This is a genomic window from Paenibacillus sp. KACC 21273, assembly GCF_028736095.1.
Lineage (GTDB): Bacteria > Bacillota > Bacilli > Paenibacillales > Paenibacillaceae > Saccharibacillus > Saccharibacillus kyungheensis.
This window is the reverse complement of sequence record NZ_CP117876.1, coordinates 3,690,322-3,709,261: the sequence shown is the minus strand read 5'-3', so window position 1 is coordinate 3,709,261 and position 18,940 is coordinate 3,690,322. Positions and strand designations below refer to the sequence as shown.

At 39.7% G+C, this 18,940-nt stretch carries 19 protein-coding genes; 18 read left to right on the top strand and 1 reads right to left on the bottom strand.

The features are described from left to right. Window position 1: 1 nt before the first annotated feature. The 13 genes from PQ460_RS16280 to PQ460_RS16220 all read left to right on the top strand — a co-directional run bounded on the left by PQ460_RS16280 (window position 2) and on the right by PQ460_RS16220 (window position 14,800). Window positions 2–1,111, top strand: a complete 1,110-nt coding sequence (locus PQ460_RS16280; RefSeq protein ID WP_274170461.1) for a prenyltransferase/squalene oxidase repeat-containing protein — start codon at window positions 2–4, stop codon at window positions 1,109–1,111. Next, window positions 1,104–2,183, top strand: a complete 1,080-nt coding sequence (locus PQ460_RS16275; protein WP_273615562.1) for a mannose-1-phosphate guanylyltransferase — start codon at window positions 1,104–1,106, stop codon at window positions 2,181–2,183. The genes PQ460_RS16280 and PQ460_RS16275 overlap by 8 nt, the downstream gene beginning before the upstream one ends. Before the next feature lie 23 nt (window positions 2,184–2,206). Further along, window positions 2,207–3,166, top strand: coding sequence for a DUF1861 family protein (locus PQ460_RS16270; protein ID WP_274170460.1), 960 nt, complete (start codon window positions 2,207–2,209; stop codon window positions 3,164–3,166). A gap of 367 nt (window positions 3,167–3,533) precedes the next feature. Next, window positions 3,534–4,280 carry a DeoR/GlpR family DNA-binding transcription regulator gene (locus PQ460_RS16265; protein ID WP_273615564.1) on the top strand — a complete coding sequence of 249 codons (747 nt, stop codon included), beginning with the start codon at window positions 3,534–3,536 and terminating at the stop codon, window positions 4,278–4,280. Between the two features lie 2 nt (window positions 4,281–4,282). Next, entirely contained in the window at window positions 4,283–5,194 is a 912-nt protein-coding gene (gene pfkB, locus PQ460_RS16260) for a 1-phosphofructokinase (protein ID WP_273615565.1), read from the top strand. Between the two features lie 37 nt (window positions 5,195–5,231). Next, complete coding sequence (locus tag PQ460_RS16255; protein ID WP_274170459.1) at window positions 5,232–7,190, top strand: PTS fructose transporter subunit IIABC; 1,959 nt, start codon at window positions 5,232–5,234, stop codon at window positions 7,188–7,190. Window positions 7,191–7,614: 424 nt separating this feature from the next. Then, a complete protein-coding gene (locus PQ460_RS16250) occupies window positions 7,615–8,379 on the top strand; it encodes a DeoR/GlpR family DNA-binding transcription regulator (protein WP_273615567.1) in 765 nt (254 codons plus the stop codon). A gap of 105 nt (window positions 8,380–8,484) precedes the next feature. Next, window positions 8,485–9,867, top strand: coding sequence for a PTS fructose transporter subunit IIC (locus tag PQ460_RS16245; protein WP_273615568.1), 1,383 nt, complete (start codon window positions 8,485–8,487; stop codon window positions 9,865–9,867). Window positions 9,868–9,996: 129 nt separating this feature from the next. Further along, complete coding sequence (locus PQ460_RS16240; protein WP_274170458.1) at window positions 9,997–10,455, top strand: PTS sugar transporter subunit IIA; 459 nt, start codon at window positions 9,997–9,999, stop codon at window positions 10,453–10,455. A gap of 214 nt (window positions 10,456–10,669) precedes the next feature. Then, on the top strand, window positions 10,670–11,596 hold the full coding sequence (locus PQ460_RS16235) for a prenyltransferase (protein WP_274170457.1): 927 nt from the start codon (window positions 10,670–10,672) through the stop codon (window positions 11,594–11,596). Between the two features lie 223 nt (window positions 11,597–11,819). Next, window positions 11,820–12,983, top strand: coding sequence for a sn-glycerol-1-phosphate dehydrogenase (locus tag PQ460_RS16230; protein WP_274170456.1), 1,164 nt, complete (start codon window positions 11,820–11,822; stop codon window positions 12,981–12,983). 60 nt (window positions 12,984–13,043) lie between these two features. After that, window positions 13,044–14,138, top strand: coding sequence for a GntR family transcriptional regulator (locus tag PQ460_RS16225; protein WP_273615572.1), 1,095 nt, complete (start codon window positions 13,044–13,046; stop codon window positions 14,136–14,138). A 56-nt stretch (window positions 14,139–14,194) separates the two neighbouring features. Next, complete coding sequence (locus PQ460_RS16220) at window positions 14,195–14,800, top strand: hypothetical protein (protein WP_274170455.1); 606 nt, start codon at window positions 14,195–14,197, stop codon at window positions 14,798–14,800. Between the two features lie 140 nt (window positions 14,801–14,940). Here PQ460_RS16220 and PQ460_RS16215 read toward each other — a convergent pair whose 3' ends face one another. Beyond that, window positions 14,941–15,543: a transcriptional regulator gene (locus tag PQ460_RS16215; protein ID WP_069327033.1), complete on the bottom strand. Its 603-nt coding sequence runs from the start codon at window positions 15,541–15,543 to the stop codon at window positions 14,941–14,943. A 547-nt stretch (window positions 15,544–16,090) separates the two neighbouring features. Here PQ460_RS16215 and PQ460_RS16210 point away from each other — a divergent pair. From PQ460_RS16210 to PQ460_RS16190, 5 genes are all read left to right on the top strand, one after another. Next, the gene (locus PQ460_RS16210; RefSeq protein ID WP_274170454.1) at window positions 16,091–16,744 is read left to right on the top strand and encodes a 50S ribosomal protein L25; all 654 of its coding nucleotides are present in this window, start codon (window positions 16,091–16,093) and stop codon (window positions 16,742–16,744) included. Window positions 16,745–16,897: 153 nt separating this feature from the next. Continuing rightward, a complete protein-coding gene (locus PQ460_RS16205) occupies window positions 16,898–17,185 on the top strand; it encodes a Dabb family protein (protein WP_204824780.1) in 288 nt (95 codons plus the stop codon). Window positions 17,186–17,200: 15 nt separating this feature from the next. Then, the gene (locus PQ460_RS16200) at window positions 17,201–17,674 is read left to right on the top strand and encodes a DUF86 domain-containing protein (RefSeq protein WP_274170453.1); all 474 of its coding nucleotides are present in this window, start codon (window positions 17,201–17,203) and stop codon (window positions 17,672–17,674) included. A 168-nt stretch (window positions 17,675–17,842) separates the two neighbouring features. After that, a complete protein-coding gene (locus tag PQ460_RS16195; RefSeq protein ID WP_274170452.1) occupies window positions 17,843–18,484 on the top strand; it encodes a helix-turn-helix transcriptional regulator in 642 nt (213 codons plus the stop codon). 126 nt (window positions 18,485–18,610) lie between these two features. Beyond that, on the top strand, window positions 18,611–18,925 hold the full coding sequence (locus tag PQ460_RS16190; protein ID WP_273615577.1) for a YtxH domain-containing protein: 315 nt from the start codon (window positions 18,611–18,613) through the stop codon (window positions 18,923–18,925). Window positions 18,926–18,940 lie beyond the last annotated feature (15 nt).

Below are 18,940 nucleotides of genomic sequence, written 5' to 3'. Positions count from 1 at the left end.
AATGGAAAATATCATCGATTCAACGCCAACATCTACTCTATCAGCACACTATTTACGACGCTTAACCGATGATACAGGTATTTTTCAACATACCAAATTTGGTATTCCTGACCGTTCAAAAGGATATACTTCTGATGATAATGCAAGAGCATTAATAGCAGCGGTATTACTATACAAAACCAAACAAGATCAAGCGTCTCTGGATCTTGTTCATACGTATCTTGCGTTTATCTATCATGCTCAAAATGAAAATGGTAGTTTCCGTAACTTTATGGATTATAATCGTACATTTATAGAAAAAACAGGTTCAGAAGATTGTCAGGGCAGATGCCTATGGGCACTGGGTGTAACGATTGCTGAACCTTCGATTCCAGATAATTTGCAGAATACGTGTAAATTTATGATTAATCGTGCGCTTCCCTTTTTAGAAAATATCCGCGCGCCAAGAGCGATCGGTTATGCATTAATTGGTCTGACGACGATGTTAGAAACACCGGATGCACTAACCTATACATTCCCATTTGCTACAGGGGAAAGATCAGGAGCTTCTTTCTTACCACGTGCACGAATTGAAGCATTGATTCAGAATATGGGTATTCGTCTGCATAATCTATATCAAGGTCATGCTAGTGCAGATTGGCATTGGTTTGAAGATAAAGTGACTTATGGTAACGCTATGTTACCATGGGCTTTGTTCAAAGCATCTCAAGTTTCGAATACAGCCGCTTTTCAGCAGACAGCGCGAGAAAGCTTAGATTTTCTAGCAGAATTAACATTTACAGATGAAGGTTATTTCAAGCCGATTGGTAGTCATGGTTGGTTACAGCGTGGGAAGCCTGCTGCACCGTATGACGAGCAACCGATTGAAGCTTCGGAAATGTTAATGGCTTGTTATGAAGCGTACAAAGTGCTTGGCGTGCAAAAGTATCATGATCAAGCTTTGCTATGTTATCAGTGGTTCCACGGTCGCAATTCACGCAATGAATCGTTGATCGATCGTCAAACAGGTGGATGTTATGATGGAATTCATGCGGTAGGTTTAAATCTCAATCAAGGGTCAGAGAATATCGTCTCTTACTGCATGGCTCATGCGGTGATGGGTAATGAATAGATTTGCAACGATTCTGGCAGGTGGTGGAGGTACAAGATTCTGGCCTCTATCCCGTCAAGATCTTCCCAAACAATTATTAAATATCAGTGGTAACGATATTATGTTAAATGATACAATTCAGCGCTTTGATGGAGTTATCCCTATGGAGAATACGATTATTGTGACTCATCGTTCTCAAGCTGTTTTACTGGAAAGTATTATGCATACCAGTGTGCAAGCTTCTAATATTCTTGTCGAACCTGTATCCAAAAATACAGCCGCCAGTATTTTGCTAGCGGCTCTCTATATCGAAAAAAATCATGGGGATTCGTTAATGATTGTTTTTCCTTCCGATCATCATATTACTCAGGAAGAAAAATTTCGTGCTAAATTAGAAGAAGCATGCCAAATTGCTATGGAAACTGATAAAATTGTGACTATAGGAATTAAGCCTACTTTTGCAGCAACAGGCTATGGTTATATTTCATGTAAAAGTGAACCTATGATGAGTGTACCTTGTCCTGTATATGAAGTGGCTGAATTTGTAGAAAAGCCTACGTTTGTCAAAGCGAAGTCTTATCTGGAAACGGGTCATTATCTATGGAATAGTGGTATGTTTATCTGGAAAACGTCTACGATTATTGATAATTTTAAGCGTTTTCTGCCGAGATTGTACAAAACGATGGTTCCTTTGATTGCTTATCTAGGAACAGATCAAGAAGAAGAAATGATCAATCAGATTTATCCGCTATTGCAAAACATTTCGATCGATTACGGTATTCTAGAACGTTGTGATGAAGTGGTTGTGCTTGAAGGCGATTTTGGTTGGAATGATATCGGAAGCTGGGATGCATTGGGAGCTATTTTCCCACCGGATGAAGAAGGCAATATTGTCAAAGCCAATTATGTAGGTATTGATACGCGTAATTCGATTATTTATGGAGAAAAGCGATTGATTACTACGATAGGAATTGACCATTTAATTATTGCTGATACGGAAGATGCGTTGTTGATCTGTGCCAAAGATCGTGCGCAAGATATCAAAGATATGGTAATCATGCTAAAAGAAAAAGGACTTCAGGAATATACCTGAGAAAGGTTGCCTCTTACCTCATGATGAAATTAGAATGGGATATCAAAACGTGCCGGGAACTACTGCTAGAATATACACCTGCTAAGGAAAAAGGAACCAAGATTCACTTTACAGGAGTAGATAATCTGGATGTGTATAATATTACAGCTCCGTTTTGGAATGAAGGCGAATTGTATATTGCTGGACGTGTCGAAGCAAGAAATTCCGAAGATTCTGAAGTAATCTTTTTTACTCGTAATGGAGATGTCTGGGAACCAAAAGAAGATTTAACTCCGTTTCAATTACAAGATCCATTTATTACAAGGCTGGATAATGAATTGATTTTTGGTGGCGTTGAAATTTATCGTAACCAAGAACCAGATCACAAAATCATCGGATGGCGTACTTTATTGTATCGAGGCAAAACAATTCGTGATTTTGAATATGCAGTCAGTGGGCCCTGGAGTATGAAAGATCTTCGTCTCAATGAAATGGCTGATGGTAATATAGCTGTTTTTTCTAGACCTTTTGGTGTAGAAGGGGCAGTAGCTTTGATTGGATTTGGTATTTTTGAATCGTTCCAAAATTTATCAGAGTCTAATATTATCAGTGCTCCTGTATTTAAAGATCAATTTGATAAAAATGAATGGGGCGGCGCTAACGAAATTCATTTATTGAAAAATGGCTTATTGGGTGTATTGGGGCATATAGCGTATCGAGACGAACAGAAAATGCTTCATTATCATGCGATGTCTTTTGTCGTGAATCCATGGACACGTGAGAAATCTGCAATGAAAATTATAGCAGTTCGAAGTGATTTTCCTGAAGGACCTGCTAAGCGTCCTGATCTGGTAGATGTTATTTTCAGTGGCGGAATGACTCGTGAAGCGAATGATCGTGCGATCTTGTACGTAGGTGCTAGCGATGTAGAATCGTATTGTCTGGATATTCCTGATCCATTTACAGAGTACGAGCAGATTGTTCTGGCAGAAGCGATGTCATAAGAGTCTATCAAGAACTTATTTTAGATAGAAGTACGATACAAATAAAGAAGGCTATCTCCTGTCAGTAATCTGATAAGGGATAGCCTTTTATTTATGATCAGATTAAGCTTTCCGATCATTGGTATAGAAACGCTCCCAATTAGAATAGAGATCAATAACGTACATATGATGGAGATGGCTTTATAAAATGTATTAGTTTACCGAAAAGAATAATAGTGAATCTTATCAAACAATCCAATTTCCTCCAAATATTTATCAAAATGTGAACGAAAACAGTCATTGATTGAATTTTTATGGATTATTTTGAACGAAAATGATTGTTTTTTGTTAGGTTTGTGATACGATAGTTGGAGTTGGAGGAATGAACATGCTGACAGAAGAACGCTACCATTTAATTCTACAGCGCTTACAGGAACGAAGCATAGTTAAATTACAAGAATTAGTTGATATTTTAGGTGCTTCTGAATCAACGATTCGACGTGATCTTATCGATCTTGAAAGTCGCCAACTGCTAAAGCGTATACATGGGGGAGCAGCCCTAGTTCATCAAAAAAGCCAGGAACCTGGTATGGACGAAAAAACATTCACAAACGTTCAACAAAAAGATGTAATCGCCAAATTAGCAGCACAAGAGCTTTTGGATGGAGAATGTATCTATCTAGATGCAGGTACCACTACGCTTGCCATGATTCCTTATATTGAAGCCAAAGACATTACAGTCGTGACCAATGGATTGTCTCATGTAGAAGCGCTCGTTCATCAACAGATCCGCAGTTATTTGTTGGGAGGGATGATGAAAATGCATACTAAAGCCGTTATTGGAAGTATAGCGCTCCAAAATATGGACAACTTCCGCTTTGATAAATGTTTTCTCGGAGCAAACGGTATTGATGCAGAGATGGGATATACGACTCCAGACCCTGAAGAAGCTCTAATTAAAAGACGTGCACATGAATTGTCCAGTCAGACGTATATATTAGCTGACTCTAGTAAGATCGGTGAGATTACGTTTGCCAAATTGTTTAGTCTTAATGAAGCCGTATTGATCACAGAAGCGATGCCAGAACAATGGCAACGTTCGATTGCTCAAAAAACTAAAATAATCGAGGGATAACCATGATATATACAATAACGCTTAATCCTTCCATAGACTATATCGTGGAAGTGGACGAATTGAAGTTGGGTGACTTGAACCGCATGAAGCGTGACTTAAAGCTTCCGGGTGGTAAAGGCATTAACGTATCTCGTATTTTGAATCGTTTGGATGCACCGAATACAGCACTTGGATTTGTCGGTGGATTTTCCGGTCAATATATAGAAGATAAACTTCATGCTGAACATATTTCGACTGATTTTGTTCATGTGGCAGACGATACACGTATCAATGTAAAGCTCAAGCATGGAGAAGAAACAGAGATTAATGGTCAAGGGCCGAATATCAGTACGGAAGAAGCTGATGCGCTGGTAGCCAAATTATCTCAATTGCACAAAGAAGACGTGGTTGTTCTTTCAGGAAGTGTACCCCCGTCTTTGGGAGCGAATTTCTATGATCGTCTGATCGAAGTATGTAAGCAGACAGGAGCAGAATTTGTAATTGATACGACAGGGCCAGCATTGCTCAAAGCACTTGCAGATCGTCCATTATTAGTGAAGCCTAATCATCATGAATTAGCAGAACTGTTCAGCGTTGTGATTGCAAGTCGTGAAGATATTATTACGTACGGTCGCAAATTGCTAGAACTTGGCGCTCAACATGTATTGATCTCGATGGCTGGTGACGGCGCATTGTTGATTACGCCGGAAGAAGTCTATCATGCTAATGTACCTAAAGGAACCGTCAAAAACTCTGTCGGAGCAGGCGATTCTATGATCGCTGGATTTACTGGTACACTGGTATCGACTCATGATCCTCTTGAAGCTTTCCGTACAGGTGTTGCTTCTGGTAGTGCAACTGCTTTTTCAGATGATCTAGCGACACGTGAAAAAATTGAAGAATTACGTCCACAAGTTACTATTGTTACATTATAGAAGCTATTGATTGAATCCAATAAAGGAGTGTAACCTAATGAGAATTACCGATCTAATGATCAAAGAAACGATGATCATGGACTTACAGGCAACAACCAAAGAAGCTGCGATTGATGAATTGATCGCTAGTCTTGCAACCAGTGGAAGAATCAATGACAAAGTACTATTTAAAGAAAAGATTTTGAAACGTGAAAGCGAATCAAGTACGGGTATCGGTGGCGGTATTGCGATGCCTCATGCCAAAACAACAGCGGTAAACGAGCCTACAGTTGTTTTTGCCAAAAGTACAAGAGGGGTAGATTACGAGTCTCTTGATGGTGAACCTGCTCATTTGTTCTTTATGATTGCAGCACCAGAAGGAGCAGCAAATACACATTTACGTACATTAGCTGCGCTCTCTAAGCTACTGATTGATAGCGATTTCATCGAAAAATTGATGAATACAACCAGCCCTGAAGAAGTATCCGCACTTTTCGATACACAACAAGCTGAAAAAGAAGCAGCGGAAAAAGCAAAAGCTGAAGCTAAAGCAGCAAGAGAACAAGCCAAACAACAAGAAAATGCAACAGTGCAACAAGCAGAAGCTACGCTGGAAGGCAAAGACAACAAACCATTCGTGGTTGCTGTTACCGCTTGTCCTACAGGGATTGCTCATACCTTTATGGCTGAAGACGCATTGATCAAAAAAGCGCAAGAAATGGGCGTAGAGATCAGAGTCGAAACAAACGGTTCCGAAGGTGCTCAGACTGTACTAACTGACGATGAAATTCGTCGTGCAAGTGGTGTTATTGTAGCCGCTGACAAAAATGTAGAAATGGCGCGTTTTGATGGTAAGCCTGTTTTACAAAGACCGGTTAGTGATGGTATTCGCAAATCCGAAGAGTTGATTCGCAAAGCGATGAATGGAGACGCTCCGATCTATCATAGTGCTGGAGGCAAATCGTCTTCTGAAGCTTCATCTTCAAATGAAAAAACAAAAATAGGTAGCAAAATTTATAAAGACTTAATGAATGGTATCTCTCATATGTTGCCGTTCGTTGTCGGTGGTGGTATTTTACTTGCGATCTCGTTCTTAATAGAGCAGACTGCAGGCGAGAATAGCCAAATCTTCAAGTTATTGCAAACGATTGGTGGCGGAGAAGGCGCATTCTTCTTCTTGATTCCAATCCTAGCTGGTTTTATCGCAATGAGTATTGGGGATCGACCTGCATTAATGCCTGGTATGGTCGGCGGTCTAATGGCAGCGAACTCTAACGCTGGTTTCCTCGGCGGTCTAGCGGCTGGTTTCTTGGCAGGTTATGTGATCCTTGCTCTACGTAAGTTACTTGCTGGATTACCAAAAACATTAGATGGTCTCAAACCGATTTTGTTATATCCTGTACTTGGTCTGTTAATTACCGGTACGATTGCGTACTATATCTTTGATCCAATCTTTGGTGGTATTAATACGTGGTTGGTTAACGTCTTGAATAACCTGGGAACAGGAAATGCTGTTATTCTAGGTCTGATCTTAGGCGGAATGATGTCAATCGATATGGGTGGGCCATTTAACAAAGCCGCTTATGCGTTTGCGATCGGTGTGTTTACATCAAGTGGTAATGTAAATGGTACAATGATGGCGGCTGTTATGGCAGGCGGTATGGTTCCTCCACTTGCGATTGCTTTGGCTACTACATTCTTCAAAAACAAATTTACAGAGCAAGAACGTAAGTCTGGTCTAACTAACTATGTACTTGGATTGTCCTTCATAACAGAAGGTGCGATTCCTTTTGCTGCAGCGGATCCATTACGTATTCTAACGTCTTGTATTATCGGTTCTGCAGTTGCAGGGGGCTTGACGCAATTCTGGGGAATTAATATTCCTGCACCTCATGGTGGGATTTTCGTAGCAGCTCTTGCTAATCATGCTTTACTATTCTTATTAGCTGTTGCCATTGGCGCTGTTATTTCTGGTTTGATTTTAGGAATATGGAAAAAAGTACTTGTAGCTAAATAATAAAAGATAATACTCAAAACCTCTGTGTGAAGATCAAGCTGATTGGATATAGCTAATGTTCTTCTCACAGAGGTTTTTTTGGTATCGTTGTGCAAAAGTAACACATTTAAATGTCGAATTTTGTATTGTATGACCATTTCATAAAATAAATAAAGAAAATGAGCGAATTCATGCAAATAAATGTAAATATTAGGCAAGATAATGACGATATATAATCTATAACTCCTAGTATATTAAATAGTTCAAAAGAATTATAAAAATCTATTTACAGTCTATGAAAACGCTGTTATAATCAAAATCAATCAATAGTAATCACAAACGATCACGAAAATTGTCGAAAAAAATCAGTAAACGATCATCATCGATCATGTGAACATGTTCAACGTCATTATTAGCTAACATATGTAGACAGGTGGAATGTCCCATGCTTTTTGAAGAAGAACGAAAGCATAAAATGGTTCAATATTTACAAGAGAATCACCGGGCATCTGTTCAAGAACTAGGGGAAGCTTTTGGAGTATCAGATTCAACAGTTCGTCGGGATCTCAAAGAGTTAGAAGATGCAAGGCGATTGAAAAGGACACACGGGGGAGCCGTATCACTGCAAAGTGTTAATTTTGAACCCAATATGGTAGACAAAGAAGATTCTTTTCGAGAAGAGAAAGAGCGCATTGCGAAACGAGCGGTAGAGATGATCCATCAAGGTGATACGATCTTGCTTGACTCGGGAACGACAACTCTTCCATTAGCAAAAGAATTAAAGCATATGTCCGGTATTCGAGTAATCACGAACTCGGTCATTGTTCTTAGCGAACTTCGAGATTGTCGGAATATTGAATTGTCTATTATTGGCGGATTGTTAAGGCCAGACACACTAGCATTTGTTGGGCCGATAGCAGAACGTTCACTTGATATGGTACGTGTAGACAAAGCTTTTATTGCAACAAACGGTCTGGATCTCAAAGAAGGTGTAACCACCCCTAATCTGACAGAAGCTGCTATTAAGCGCAAAATGATTGATATTGCTAAGCAAGTTATTTTATTAGCAGATCATAGCAAGATTGGTAATATCGCTTATGCCAAATTTGCAGACGTATCAGAGATTGACCATTGTATTATGGATGATGGAGTACCGCTTCATATTATTCATCAACTGAAAAAGCTAGGTATAGGTGTAACGATCGCTTAACTACACGTTGGGATCAGAAATACATGATACATCATGATGAATTTGAAAGCGTTTTAACAAAGGCGATAAAGGTTAGACCATTACTCATTATAAGGGGATATTACCATGAAAAAATTATTGGCTGTTACCGCTTGTCCAACCGGTATTGCTCACACGTACATGGCTGCTGAGTCATTGCAAAAAGCTGCAGATCAAAAAGGTGTACCGATCAAAGTAGAAACTCGTGGTGCAGTTGGAGTCGAGAATGGTCTAACCGCTCAAGAAATCGCTGAAGCACATGCTATTATTATCGCTGCTGATACAGATGTAGATGAAGATCGCTTTGCAGGCAAACCTGTTATTCGTGTAGCAGTTGCACAAGGGATCAAAGTTCCAGGAGAATTAATCGATCGTGCATTAGCTAAAGAAGCTTCCAGTGGTCTTGCTGCTTCACCAACAGCTACACCTGAAGAAAATGCAGGTCGTAAGCCTAATATGTTCTACAAACATTTAATGAATGGTGTATCCAATATGTTACCGCTTGTTATTGCAGGTGGTCTGATTATCGCATTCTCATTCTTATTCGCTTTCACTAAAGGCGGAGTCGATCAAGTAGAGGGTTCGTTCGGAGCTGCGTTATCCACAATTGGTGGCGCTTCAATGGGACTTATGGTTATCGTATTATCTGGATTCATTTCATTCTCTATCGCTGGTAAACCCGGACTTGCACCTGGTTTGGTAGGCGGTGTACTTGCTAAAGATATGGGCGCTGGATTTATCGGCGGTATTATCGCAGGTTTTGTAGCTGGTTATATTGCACATTACTTGATCAAAACAATCAAAATGCCTAAAAATTTCGAAGGTCTCAAACCTATTCTAATCGTTCCTGTATTGTCTGTACTTGCTATTGGTCTATTGATGGTCTATGTTATCGGTCAACCGATTGAATGGTTGTTGACAGGTTTGACAGCTTGGTTGACGAATATGGGTGCAGGAAATGCTATTATTCTAGGAGCTATTCTTGGTGCAATGATGGCACTCGATATGGGTGGTCCTTTCAACAAAACCGCTTATACTTTTGCAGTAGGATTGCTAGGTGCTTCTCTTTATACGCCAATGGCGGCTGTTATGGCAGCAGGTATGACTCCACCACTTGGTATTTGGTTAGCAACTGTTATTGCTAAAAATCGCTTTACCAAAGAAGAGCGTGAAGCTGGTAAAGTGGCTTCGATCCTGGGGCTATCGTTTATTACCGAAGGTGCTATTCCGTTCGGTGCGGCTGATCCGATTCGTGTTATTCCTTCCTTTATGGTAGGTTCGGCTGTAGCTGGTGCATTATCAATGTACTTCGGTGCAGGTCTACATGCTCCTCATGGTGGTGTATTCGTTCTCTTTATCCCGAATGCAATCGATCATTTGCCACAGTATGTATTGTCTATTGTTATTGGTACTGTCGTTACAGCGTTGATGGTCTTGTTGCTTAAACGCAAAGCACCTGCTAAATTATAAGTAATTATAATTCACTACAAGCGACCGGAACGATGATTTGTCCGGTCGCTGTCCATATTTTTATTATTTTCGCTTAGGTTCTACCAGTTAACTATAAGATGATGACTATTAGAAGGAGTGACACTACCCATGAATATCAGCGAACTATTAAGCACAGAAAGTATATTTTTACCTTCTACAGCAACAACACGTGAAGAAGCGATTCAACAAATGGCAGCAGGTATGAAAGCTTCTGGAGCAGTTACGGACGAAGCAGCTTATGTTGATGCGGTTATGGCACGTGAACAACAAAGTTCAACAGGTATTGGTTTTGGCGTCGCTATTCCTCACGGCAAGTCATCAGGGGTTGCCAAAGCAGCATTAGCTTTCTCACGCTTTGCAGAACCGCTTGATTGGGAATCTTTAGATGATCAGCCTGCTCAGATTGCATTTATGATCGGTGTACCTGAAGCCAATGCAGGAAATGAACATTTGCAGATTCTGGTAGCTCTTTCTCGCAAATTAATTCATGAAGAATTTCGGGCTGAATTGATTAACGCTCAGAGCAAGCAAGAAATTATAGATATTTTAACTCGTACGATTGGTTAATCCTAATCGGATAGAATAGATATGTAAATAAAAGCGTATTGCCTGTTTATAGGTGATACGCTTTTTTTAGTATACGTTGGCATCATCATCTATTGATTCTGATCTCTACATCTAAAATAGATACGCGTTTGAAAGTCATACATACGGTTAATGAAGATTATCTGATTCCAAGCAAATCAACAAGAAGATGAATCTAATACAAAGGTGGAACATAATGAGTAAATGGGTAGAATTTAGCCAGGCTTCGCGGTTGCATTTTGTGCCTTTGATGGCGATTTGTGTAGTGCAGGGAGCTTTAGCAGCATGGATATGGAATGATCAATTTAGCGTACTGATTTTCCTTTTAACATTGATTGGTTCAAGTGCAATACATATTTTTTCGATGATGATTAATGATCTATGGGATTATCGCAGTGGTGTTGATGTTGCGGCTTATCAATCCGAAGAATCGATTTCGACAGATTCAGGATATCTGACGACTGGTAAATGGAGTGAACAAACATTTGCAAAAGTAACATGGAGTATGCTCGCTATCACGATCGTCTGTGCAGTAACATTATACTTTTTAAGTGGATGGGGCGTGTTATTACTCGGAGGAATTGGCGGATTGCTTGCTTTATTTTATGTCGTTCCCCCGATCAAATATGGATATATCGGTAAAGGCAGTAGTGAACTGGCGCATGTATTATGTTTTGGCGTGTTCCCGGTGATGGGCGCTTATTATGTGCAGACAGGTCATTTTGATATACGGTTATTCTTTTTATCATTGCCTATGGGATTGCTAACGACATTGACCTTTTTTAATCATCACTTCTTACACTGGAAAACAGACAAACAGGTTGGTAAACGTACATTGGTCGTGGTATGGGGAGAACGAAAATCGTTTCGCTTTTCGATTTTCTTATTATGTCTGGCTTTGTTCAGTATTTTGCTCTGTGTACTTGTCGGCGGTTTGCCGATCTACGGTATTCTTGCGCTGTTAACAGCTATTCCGTTATGTCGTATGTACCAGCATATGAAAAATAAGCGCAACTTACAGACACATCAGCAATTATTATGGTTGTCATTACGAACTTCGCTACAATGCGGAACAGTGATGATTTTAGTATTGTTAGTCGGGCGCTGGATATGGTTTATGTAAAAATAGATCCTACTTAAACAGGTTAAACAAAAAAGATATCTATAATAAGATGTCTTTTTTTGTTTAGCAAAGCCAAAATGATTTTAAAAGATAGACATAACTACAAAATTTTTCTAAAATGTATGTACAAGTTAGATGTAAAAGCGCATAATTTAATAAATGATATGTACAAGTTGAAAAATATTGTAAGCGGTATCTTGATTATACAAAAGGGGATGACAACATGAAGCAGCCATCATTATCTATTAACGAGCAAATTACGATCTGGAATCAAAAGTCAGCTTTAATTGCAGGTAATCAATCTTTTGAGACGATAGGGATTCATATTGAATTAGAAGCAGGAGCTATTCGAAAGTTACCCGCATATATCCATACCGAGCGTTATCAGCATATTATGGTTGTCTATGATAAATTCACATATGAAGCAGCTGGTCGGCAAACGATAGATTTATTGCAAAGTATTGAGGTAGGTATCACAGAATTAGAGTTACGTGAAAATAAAGTAGGCGATGTAATTGCGGATGAAGCGACAATTGTACAATTGTTGTTAGCTGTTACTCCTCAGACCGATGCAATTGTAGCGATTGGTTCAGGAACGATTCATGATGTTGTGCGAATTGTCAGTCACAAAATGAATAAGCCATTTTTGTCTGTTCCTACTGCGGCTTCGGTAGATGGATTTACGTCTGCTGGCGCACCACTTATTGTGAATGGAACCAAAGAAACATTTCAAGCCAAAGCACCAGAAGCTATTTTTGCAGACATTAATATTTTGATCAATGCTCCGCAAACATTAACCGCCGCAGGATTTGGTGATATGTTAGGCAAATGCACCTCATTAGCAGATTGGAAAGTATCCCGTGATCTTGGAAAAGAACCTTATAATCAGTTGGTATACGATATTACAGAAGAAGCGCTTCATCAATGTATTGAAAAAGTAGACTTGATTGCTTCAGGTAGTGCAGAAGGTATCTATACGGTTATGTATTCATTACTTGCTTCAGGAATAGCTATGTTGATCGCCGATCATTCGCGCTCAGCGTCAGGGGGAGAACATCATATTTCTCACCGCTGGGAAATGGAACTGATCAAAGGTGGACACAGACAAATTTTACATGGAGCCAAAGTAGGAGTAGCATCAGCACTTCTAGCCGATCATTATCGTCAATTAGCAATCGATCATCCAGAAGTTCAAGCTTTTGCCGCTTACAAAGATATCCCAACTAGCGCACAGATGAAGCAGTGGTTATCCGCAGTAGGTGGGCCAAGTGAATACGAACAATTAGATATGCCATCTGAATGGTTAGAACTGGCTCTACATTCCGCTCACACGTTACGTAACCGCTATACAGGGCTAAAATATATGAATGAACATCAATTGATCTAATCAGTTGTGTTTATGGTAAAATAAAATATCTTATATCTTTATCAATCGTTCGGAGGAATTATGGCCGCAAAATACAGACAAGTTCGAGATGAAATATTATCGTGGATTCATTCATCCAAATTATTACCAGGTAGCCGATTGCCTTCGGAACATGAGATTGCTGATCAATTCAGTGTCAGTCGACAAACGGTACGTCAGGCTTTAGGAGAATTGGTGCGAGAAGGCTGGTTGAACCGGATGCAAGGCAAAGGGACATTTGTTGCTGATCCTGCTGTCAAATCAGTCGATGACAACAAAACGGTAGGTGTGATTACTACGTATATTTCGGATTATATTTTCCCCCAAATTGTGCAAGGTATCGAAACGAGACTACGTAGCGAAGGATATCGTCTACTGCTAGCGAGTACAGAGAATGATCCAACCAAAGAGCGCGAGTGTCTTGAAATGATGCTCAATCAGTCTCCTGCGGCTTTGATTGTAGAACCTACTCGAAGTGGAGAACGCAGTGCCAATCTCAATTATTTTCTTACTATTGAAAATCGTTCAATACCTTATCTGATGATTAATGCGAGTTATGAAGAAATGGATTCCGCATGTCTACGAATGGATGATGAACGTGGAGGGTTTTTGGCGGCTCAACATCTGATAGAACTGGGACATCAACGGATTGCTGGCTTTTTCAAAACAGATGATATGCAAGGCGTACGCCGTATGAAAGGATTCGTTGCGGCGCATCGTAAGCATGGGATTGCTTTACAACCATCATTGATTTTTACGTATACTACAGATGACAAAAGCACTGCACCGATTCAACAAGCACAACAGCTTATTAAGCAATCTGCTCAAGAGCGTGCAACTGGATGGGTACTATATAATGACGAATTAGCTATTAATCTGCTTCAAGTTGTGCGTGAAGCCGGTCTTTCGGTACCGAATGATCTATCGTTAGTCGGATTTGACGATTCTTTTCTAGCTACAGCTACAGAAGTGAAGCTAACAACACTTAGTCACCCCAAGCATGCATTGGGAACAGCGGCAGCAGAAATGATTTTGCAAATGTTAGATGGAGAACAACGGGGCTTAGGCGAAAAGATACATACCCCTGAGCTGATTATTCGTGAATCCACATCATCTCCTGCTGTAATACCCACATAACTGTATGGATCAGTGAAGATCTCTGGATAAGCTAGATTGTAATTAGGAGTGTATGTATGAAATCATTAGAACAAGCATTATCACAATGGGTACAGACTCATCATCAATATAAAGTTAGCGGGCAATATATACCTGTATCGCCGGATACATTGCAGCACCAATGGCCGGATACAATTCCAAGTTCACCTGAATTGGATTATTATCTAAGTCATTATGAACCGTCTGATGTACTCGTTGAGACTGGATTTGCTCCGATTATATTCTGGTCTATCGATCAGTTGCAACAAGCATTAATTGGTTATCGCTGGGTAGGCATGTCAGAGCCTTTTACAGAAAGCGATACATGGCGTGCAGACTTTGTGATTATTGCAGATGATCTGGGCAAAGGTAATCCTATTATCGTCGCAACCAGTGAAGAAGGGACGCCTGTATATGCAGGGTATGATGCAGGCGAGCCTTTTTTGATTGCACCTACACTGGCAGATTTTTTTGTAGCGATGAGCTTACTTGTTGAGGTTGTATACGGATCATTTGAGATTTTTGAAATAACAGATGATGATAGTGTAGTGCTACCAGCGTTTGAAGAACAGCTCAAGACTGCAATTGAACCGATTCTGGGAGCGGAATTATTTGCGAATTTCTATGATTACTTTTACGGATAATCGTTATTTATGGTTCGATAGCGACATATCTATAGAACAGACACAATAAAAACTCCGCTTCTCACTAGATATCGTGGGAAAGCGGAGTTTTTGTGCTGCTTATTTGGTTGTACCTATACATTCAATGTGAATATGCTAAATTACGCTTGAGATTTTTCATCTTCGCCCAATACACAGTCAGCGAATAAGACGGATTTGGGAATACGGAAAAATTGTTCTGTTTTTTCTTGAAATGCTGGTGAAGGCAGTGTAGCTTGATGTAACCATTTACGGAAAGTACCTGGATGAACACCAATCCAATGGCTAACATCGGTGACTGATAGATCATGTACCATACATAAGCCTGTCAAAATGTGATTGCGTACTGGCGAACGAGTAATCGTTCTTTTCATAAAGCGAGATGGTTCTTGTTGGCAAATCACAGGGCTATTATTGATCACCTGCTGGTTAAACAAAATGTGGTGCGGGTATCCCAATTCCCGGCATACTTTTTCAAGATTGGCTTTGCCAGGGAGGCGGCCTTCATAGACCCAAGCGCTTACGCTTCGTGATGAAACCGATAACCGTTCTGCAAGCTCAGATAGTTTGATATCATTGACCATGAGCACAGCGAGCAATACTCGATTGCGGATTTGACAACGTGTTGGTCTGCGGAATCGCTTCACTCGCACTCCTTTGCCGAGGTACTTACGGTTGATCAGAGACCACGCCTCTATAAAGTGTCGTTCTGGTTGATTAGGCATATTTCCTCCGATTAATCTATTTTTTCTTGATATTAGGTTTAGTGTCCTTTCAACATCCTACAACACCCAGACGCTCGTTTCAAGCTGACATGGTCACTATTTTTGACCATTTAAGAATATTTATCAAATAAGAATGATTATAAGCATATTTACTTATCCAAATCAGTAAGATGGATCACAACCATCTGCTTTATTTTAATAGAAGTCATTGATATTTGAAGCGTATCAAATAAGATGGAAAAGTGATTTTTATATCCTTTTTTTGGAAGATATATCGCTATCATTTATAAAATACACAGAAGACTGGAGAAAAAAACCAGATATTTTTGCGTATAGACAGAAGTCTGCTTTTTCCTTGATATCACTCACTTTTGGAAGGATATCGATGAACATACAGGTTGTTATTTGAAAAAAATAAATCCATTTCTGATACATTTGTTGTGTAATGGGGTATTAAATAAGACGATAGCCAATTTGCTTACTAAATTGGTTGCAACATTAAAAAACTAACATACAATCGTTTTATATTATTAGGAGGCCAATACTTATGAGTACAAGTCATGAAAAACTTACAGCAACAAAAAGAGAAAGTTCAAAACGTTCTGAAATGCGTGAACTTCGTCTAAAAGGACGCGTTCCAGGTGTAGTATATGGCCCAGATTTGGGCAGTGTTCCTGTACATGTAGATTCCAAACAACTTCTAGCTCACGTTAAACGTGGTGGAGCAGAAATGTTCTCACTTGCTGTAGAAGGTGGAAAAGAAGTACAAGTTCTTATTAAAGATGTGCAACGTGTAGACGGTCGCATCTTGCATGCTGACTTTATGCAAGTTTCCGATACTAAACCAATTCATGTAACCATGCCAATTGACTTCCACGGTGAAGCAATCGGTACTAAATCTGGTGGTGTATTACAACATCAAGCAACAGAATTAGAAGTAAGCGGTTTGGCTAAAAACTTGCCAAGTAGCCTTGAAGTTGATATTTCCGCTTTGGAAATCGGCGACAGAGTAACTGCTGGCGATGTTAAATTGCCTTCTGGCGTTACATTGGTATCAAGTGAAGAAGAGATCATCGCTTCTGTTATCGTACCTCGTGTAGCTGAAGAAGATCTTGAGCCTACAACCGCTGAAGAAGCTGAAACTACTGATGCTTCTACAAATGATCAAGGCGAAGAAGTTCCAGAAGTAGGTAAAGAATAATAGTTGCATCTATCTGTACAATGCGTACTATATAGCATAACGAAAAAGCTGATACTCTTTAAGAGTGTCAGCTTTTTTTATCAGCGCATCTATTGATTATTTATGATACGATAAGAAAGAAACTTATTGTCTATATAAAGGAGCTATTCTGTTATGATCAAACATATTGTCTTATTTAAGTTGAAAAATCCTACAACTGAAGTCGTGAATGAAACCGTAGCCAAATTAAGAAGTTTGGAAGGAAAAGTGGATTCACTGATTGCTTTGGAAATCGGGGCAGACATTTTGCGTACAGAACGTTCTTATGATGTGGCGTTAACAGCTACATTTGAGACATTAGAAGGCTTACAAGCGTATCAAGTTCATCCAGAACATGTGAAAATCATTGAATACATGAATAGTGTGAGAGAAAGTTCAATAGCAGCAGACTACGAATACTAAGGCGGTGTGACTCTTTTGTACTATATAAACCGTGAACAGATTGAACGAAGAATTGTAGCCTTAGAAGATGTATGTGAAGCATTACAACAAGTGTCTACGGATTGGGATAACAGTCTTATTTCTGGTTTTGTTCAAGAGCGGGCACTTCATTTAGCGATTGAATGTGTAACTGATATCGGCAGTTATTTAATTGATGGTTTTATTATGCGAGATGCTAGTAGTTACGACGATATCGTAGATATTATGCGTGATGAAAAAGTAATCGATCAACCGATGGGCGAAATGTTGACAGCACTGGTGCGTCTGCGTCGTCCGTTAGTACAAGAGTATTATGATTGGAATCGCACTGAACTTCATCCGCTGACTACTCCTCTAGTAGAGGTATTAAAAGAATTCGGTCAACGCATTTATACGTATCTAGATCAAGAATTAGATTCGTTAACAGTGGTAAATGTAGACAGAGCATCAGGTACCTCGACGTCTACATAAGCTACCCTATTATAGTAAATATCTTGTTTGAAATGAATGCTTTAGAATTTACATCGCTGAGTGGATACGCTACAATAGCGTTAATCCACAAAGGGATAATGTGACCCTTTTCGCTGACAAAGCGGATCGGGTCATTTTTATTTCAATTTAGAGCAAGGGGGTCATACGATGAAGTCCCATCAGGAACCATCGACCCGGCGCAGTATTATGATTATGCTCAAAACACAAGGACCTTTCAGTGTATCTGAGCTAGCACGGGAATTGAATATTACAGAGATGGCGGTCAGACGTCATATTCATACGTTAGATCAAGAAGGATTATTGATTACCGAAACGGTGCGTATTCCAACAGGTAGACCGTTTTTGCGCTTTCGGTTAAGTGAACGTGCAGAAGAACATTTTCCTCATAATTATCATCAACTAGCGTTAGATCTGCTAAGTGAGTTGGATGAAGACGCAGTGGCTGTATTATTTGAAGGACGTAAGCAGAAATTATTATCTCGTTATCAAAGTATTGCAGATACTCAAGATCACAAAGAACGAGTAGCTGCTTTGACTGATATTCAGCATCATGGTGGATATATGGCACGTTATGAGCAACAAAGTGAGGATCAGTATACGATTTATGAATATAACTGTCCGATCAATCAGATTGCGAATCGCTATGATATTGCTTGTCAGTGTGAACAACAGTTATTTGAACAATTGCTACAAGCAGATGTAAAGCGAACTGAATGTATCGCCAAAGGTGGACATTGTTGCGTATATCAGATTCAATTTCCATCCAATTCAGTAGCAGGTTCAGAGTAAAAGCAGATCGATTATCGGTCTGCTTTTTGATTTATCTGATGATGATCTATCGACAGGTGGGATTTTTAAGCGGTGTGTGGGTAATACACATATAGAAAAGATAAGTGAAACGAAGGAGAGATAACGATGCCAAATCATAACAAATCGAAAAGTTTAACATGTGGTATTTTGACAGGACTATTAGTAGGAGGATCGACAGCACTTTTGCTAGCTCCTAAAGGCGGTCGTGAACTGCGTTCAGATATTTCCACCAATGCTCGTATTGCAGGAGCAAAAGGTCGTGAATTAGCAGAACTGAGCAGAGAAGTGGTAGGCGTAGTCAAAGATTGGAAAGAACAGATCAATATCGCAACAGCAGAAGTGAAAGTAGAACTAGCTGCTCTCAAAGCAGAACAAGCGGATCAACCAGGTCCACAAACTAAAGGAAATTATAGCGTCTAAACAAACGTTACATCT

Coding starts and splice junctions, on each gene's coding strand:
- PQ460_RS16280 (WP_274170461.1), top strand. CDS start 2: ATGGAAAATATCATCGATTCAACGCCAACATCTACTCTATCAGCACAC.
- PQ460_RS16275 (WP_273615562.1), top strand. CDS start 1,104: ATGAATAGATTTGCAACGATTCTGGCAGGTGGTGGAGGTACAAGATTC.
- PQ460_RS16270 (WP_274170460.1), top strand. CDS start 2,207: ATGAAATTAGAATGGGATATCAAAACGTGCCGGGAACTACTGCTAGAA.
- PQ460_RS16265 (WP_273615564.1), top strand. CDS start 3,534: ATGCTGACAGAAGAACGCTACCATTTAATTCTACAGCGCTTACAGGAA.
- pfkB (WP_273615565.1), top strand. CDS start 4,283: ATGATATATACAATAACGCTTAATCCTTCCATAGACTATATCGTGGAA.
- PQ460_RS16255 (WP_274170459.1), top strand. CDS start 5,232: ATGAGAATTACCGATCTAATGATCAAAGAAACGATGATCATGGACTTA.
- PQ460_RS16250 (WP_273615567.1), top strand. CDS start 7,615: ATGCTTTTTGAAGAAGAACGAAAGCATAAAATGGTTCAATATTTACAA.
- PQ460_RS16245 (WP_273615568.1), top strand. CDS start 8,485: ATGAAAAAATTATTGGCTGTTACCGCTTGTCCAACCGGTATTGCTCAC.
- PQ460_RS16240 (WP_274170458.1), top strand. CDS start 9,997: ATGAATATCAGCGAACTATTAAGCACAGAAAGTATATTTTTACCTTCT.
- PQ460_RS16235 (WP_274170457.1), top strand. CDS start 10,670: ATGAGTAAATGGGTAGAATTTAGCCAGGCTTCGCGGTTGCATTTTGTG.
- PQ460_RS16230 (WP_274170456.1), top strand. CDS start 11,820: ATGAAGCAGCCATCATTATCTATTAACGAGCAAATTACGATCTGGAAT.
- PQ460_RS16225 (WP_273615572.1), top strand. CDS start 13,044: ATGGCCGCAAAATACAGACAAGTTCGAGATGAAATATTATCGTGGATT.
- PQ460_RS16220 (WP_274170455.1), top strand. CDS start 14,195: ATGAAATCATTAGAACAAGCATTATCACAATGGGTACAGACTCATCAT.
- PQ460_RS16215 (WP_069327033.1), bottom strand. CDS start 15,543: ATGCCTAATCAACCAGAACGACACTTTATAGAGGCGTGGTCTCTGATC.
- PQ460_RS16210 (WP_274170454.1), top strand. CDS start 16,091: ATGAGTACAAGTCATGAAAAACTTACAGCAACAAAAAGAGAAAGTTCA.
- PQ460_RS16205 (WP_204824780.1), top strand. CDS start 16,898: ATGATCAAACATATTGTCTTATTTAAGTTGAAAAATCCTACAACTGAA.
- PQ460_RS16195 (WP_274170452.1), top strand. CDS start 17,843: ATGAAGTCCCATCAGGAACCATCGACCCGGCGCAGTATTATGATTATG.
- PQ460_RS16190 (WP_273615577.1), top strand. CDS start 18,611: ATGCCAAATCATAACAAATCGAAAAGTTTAACATGTGGTATTTTGACA.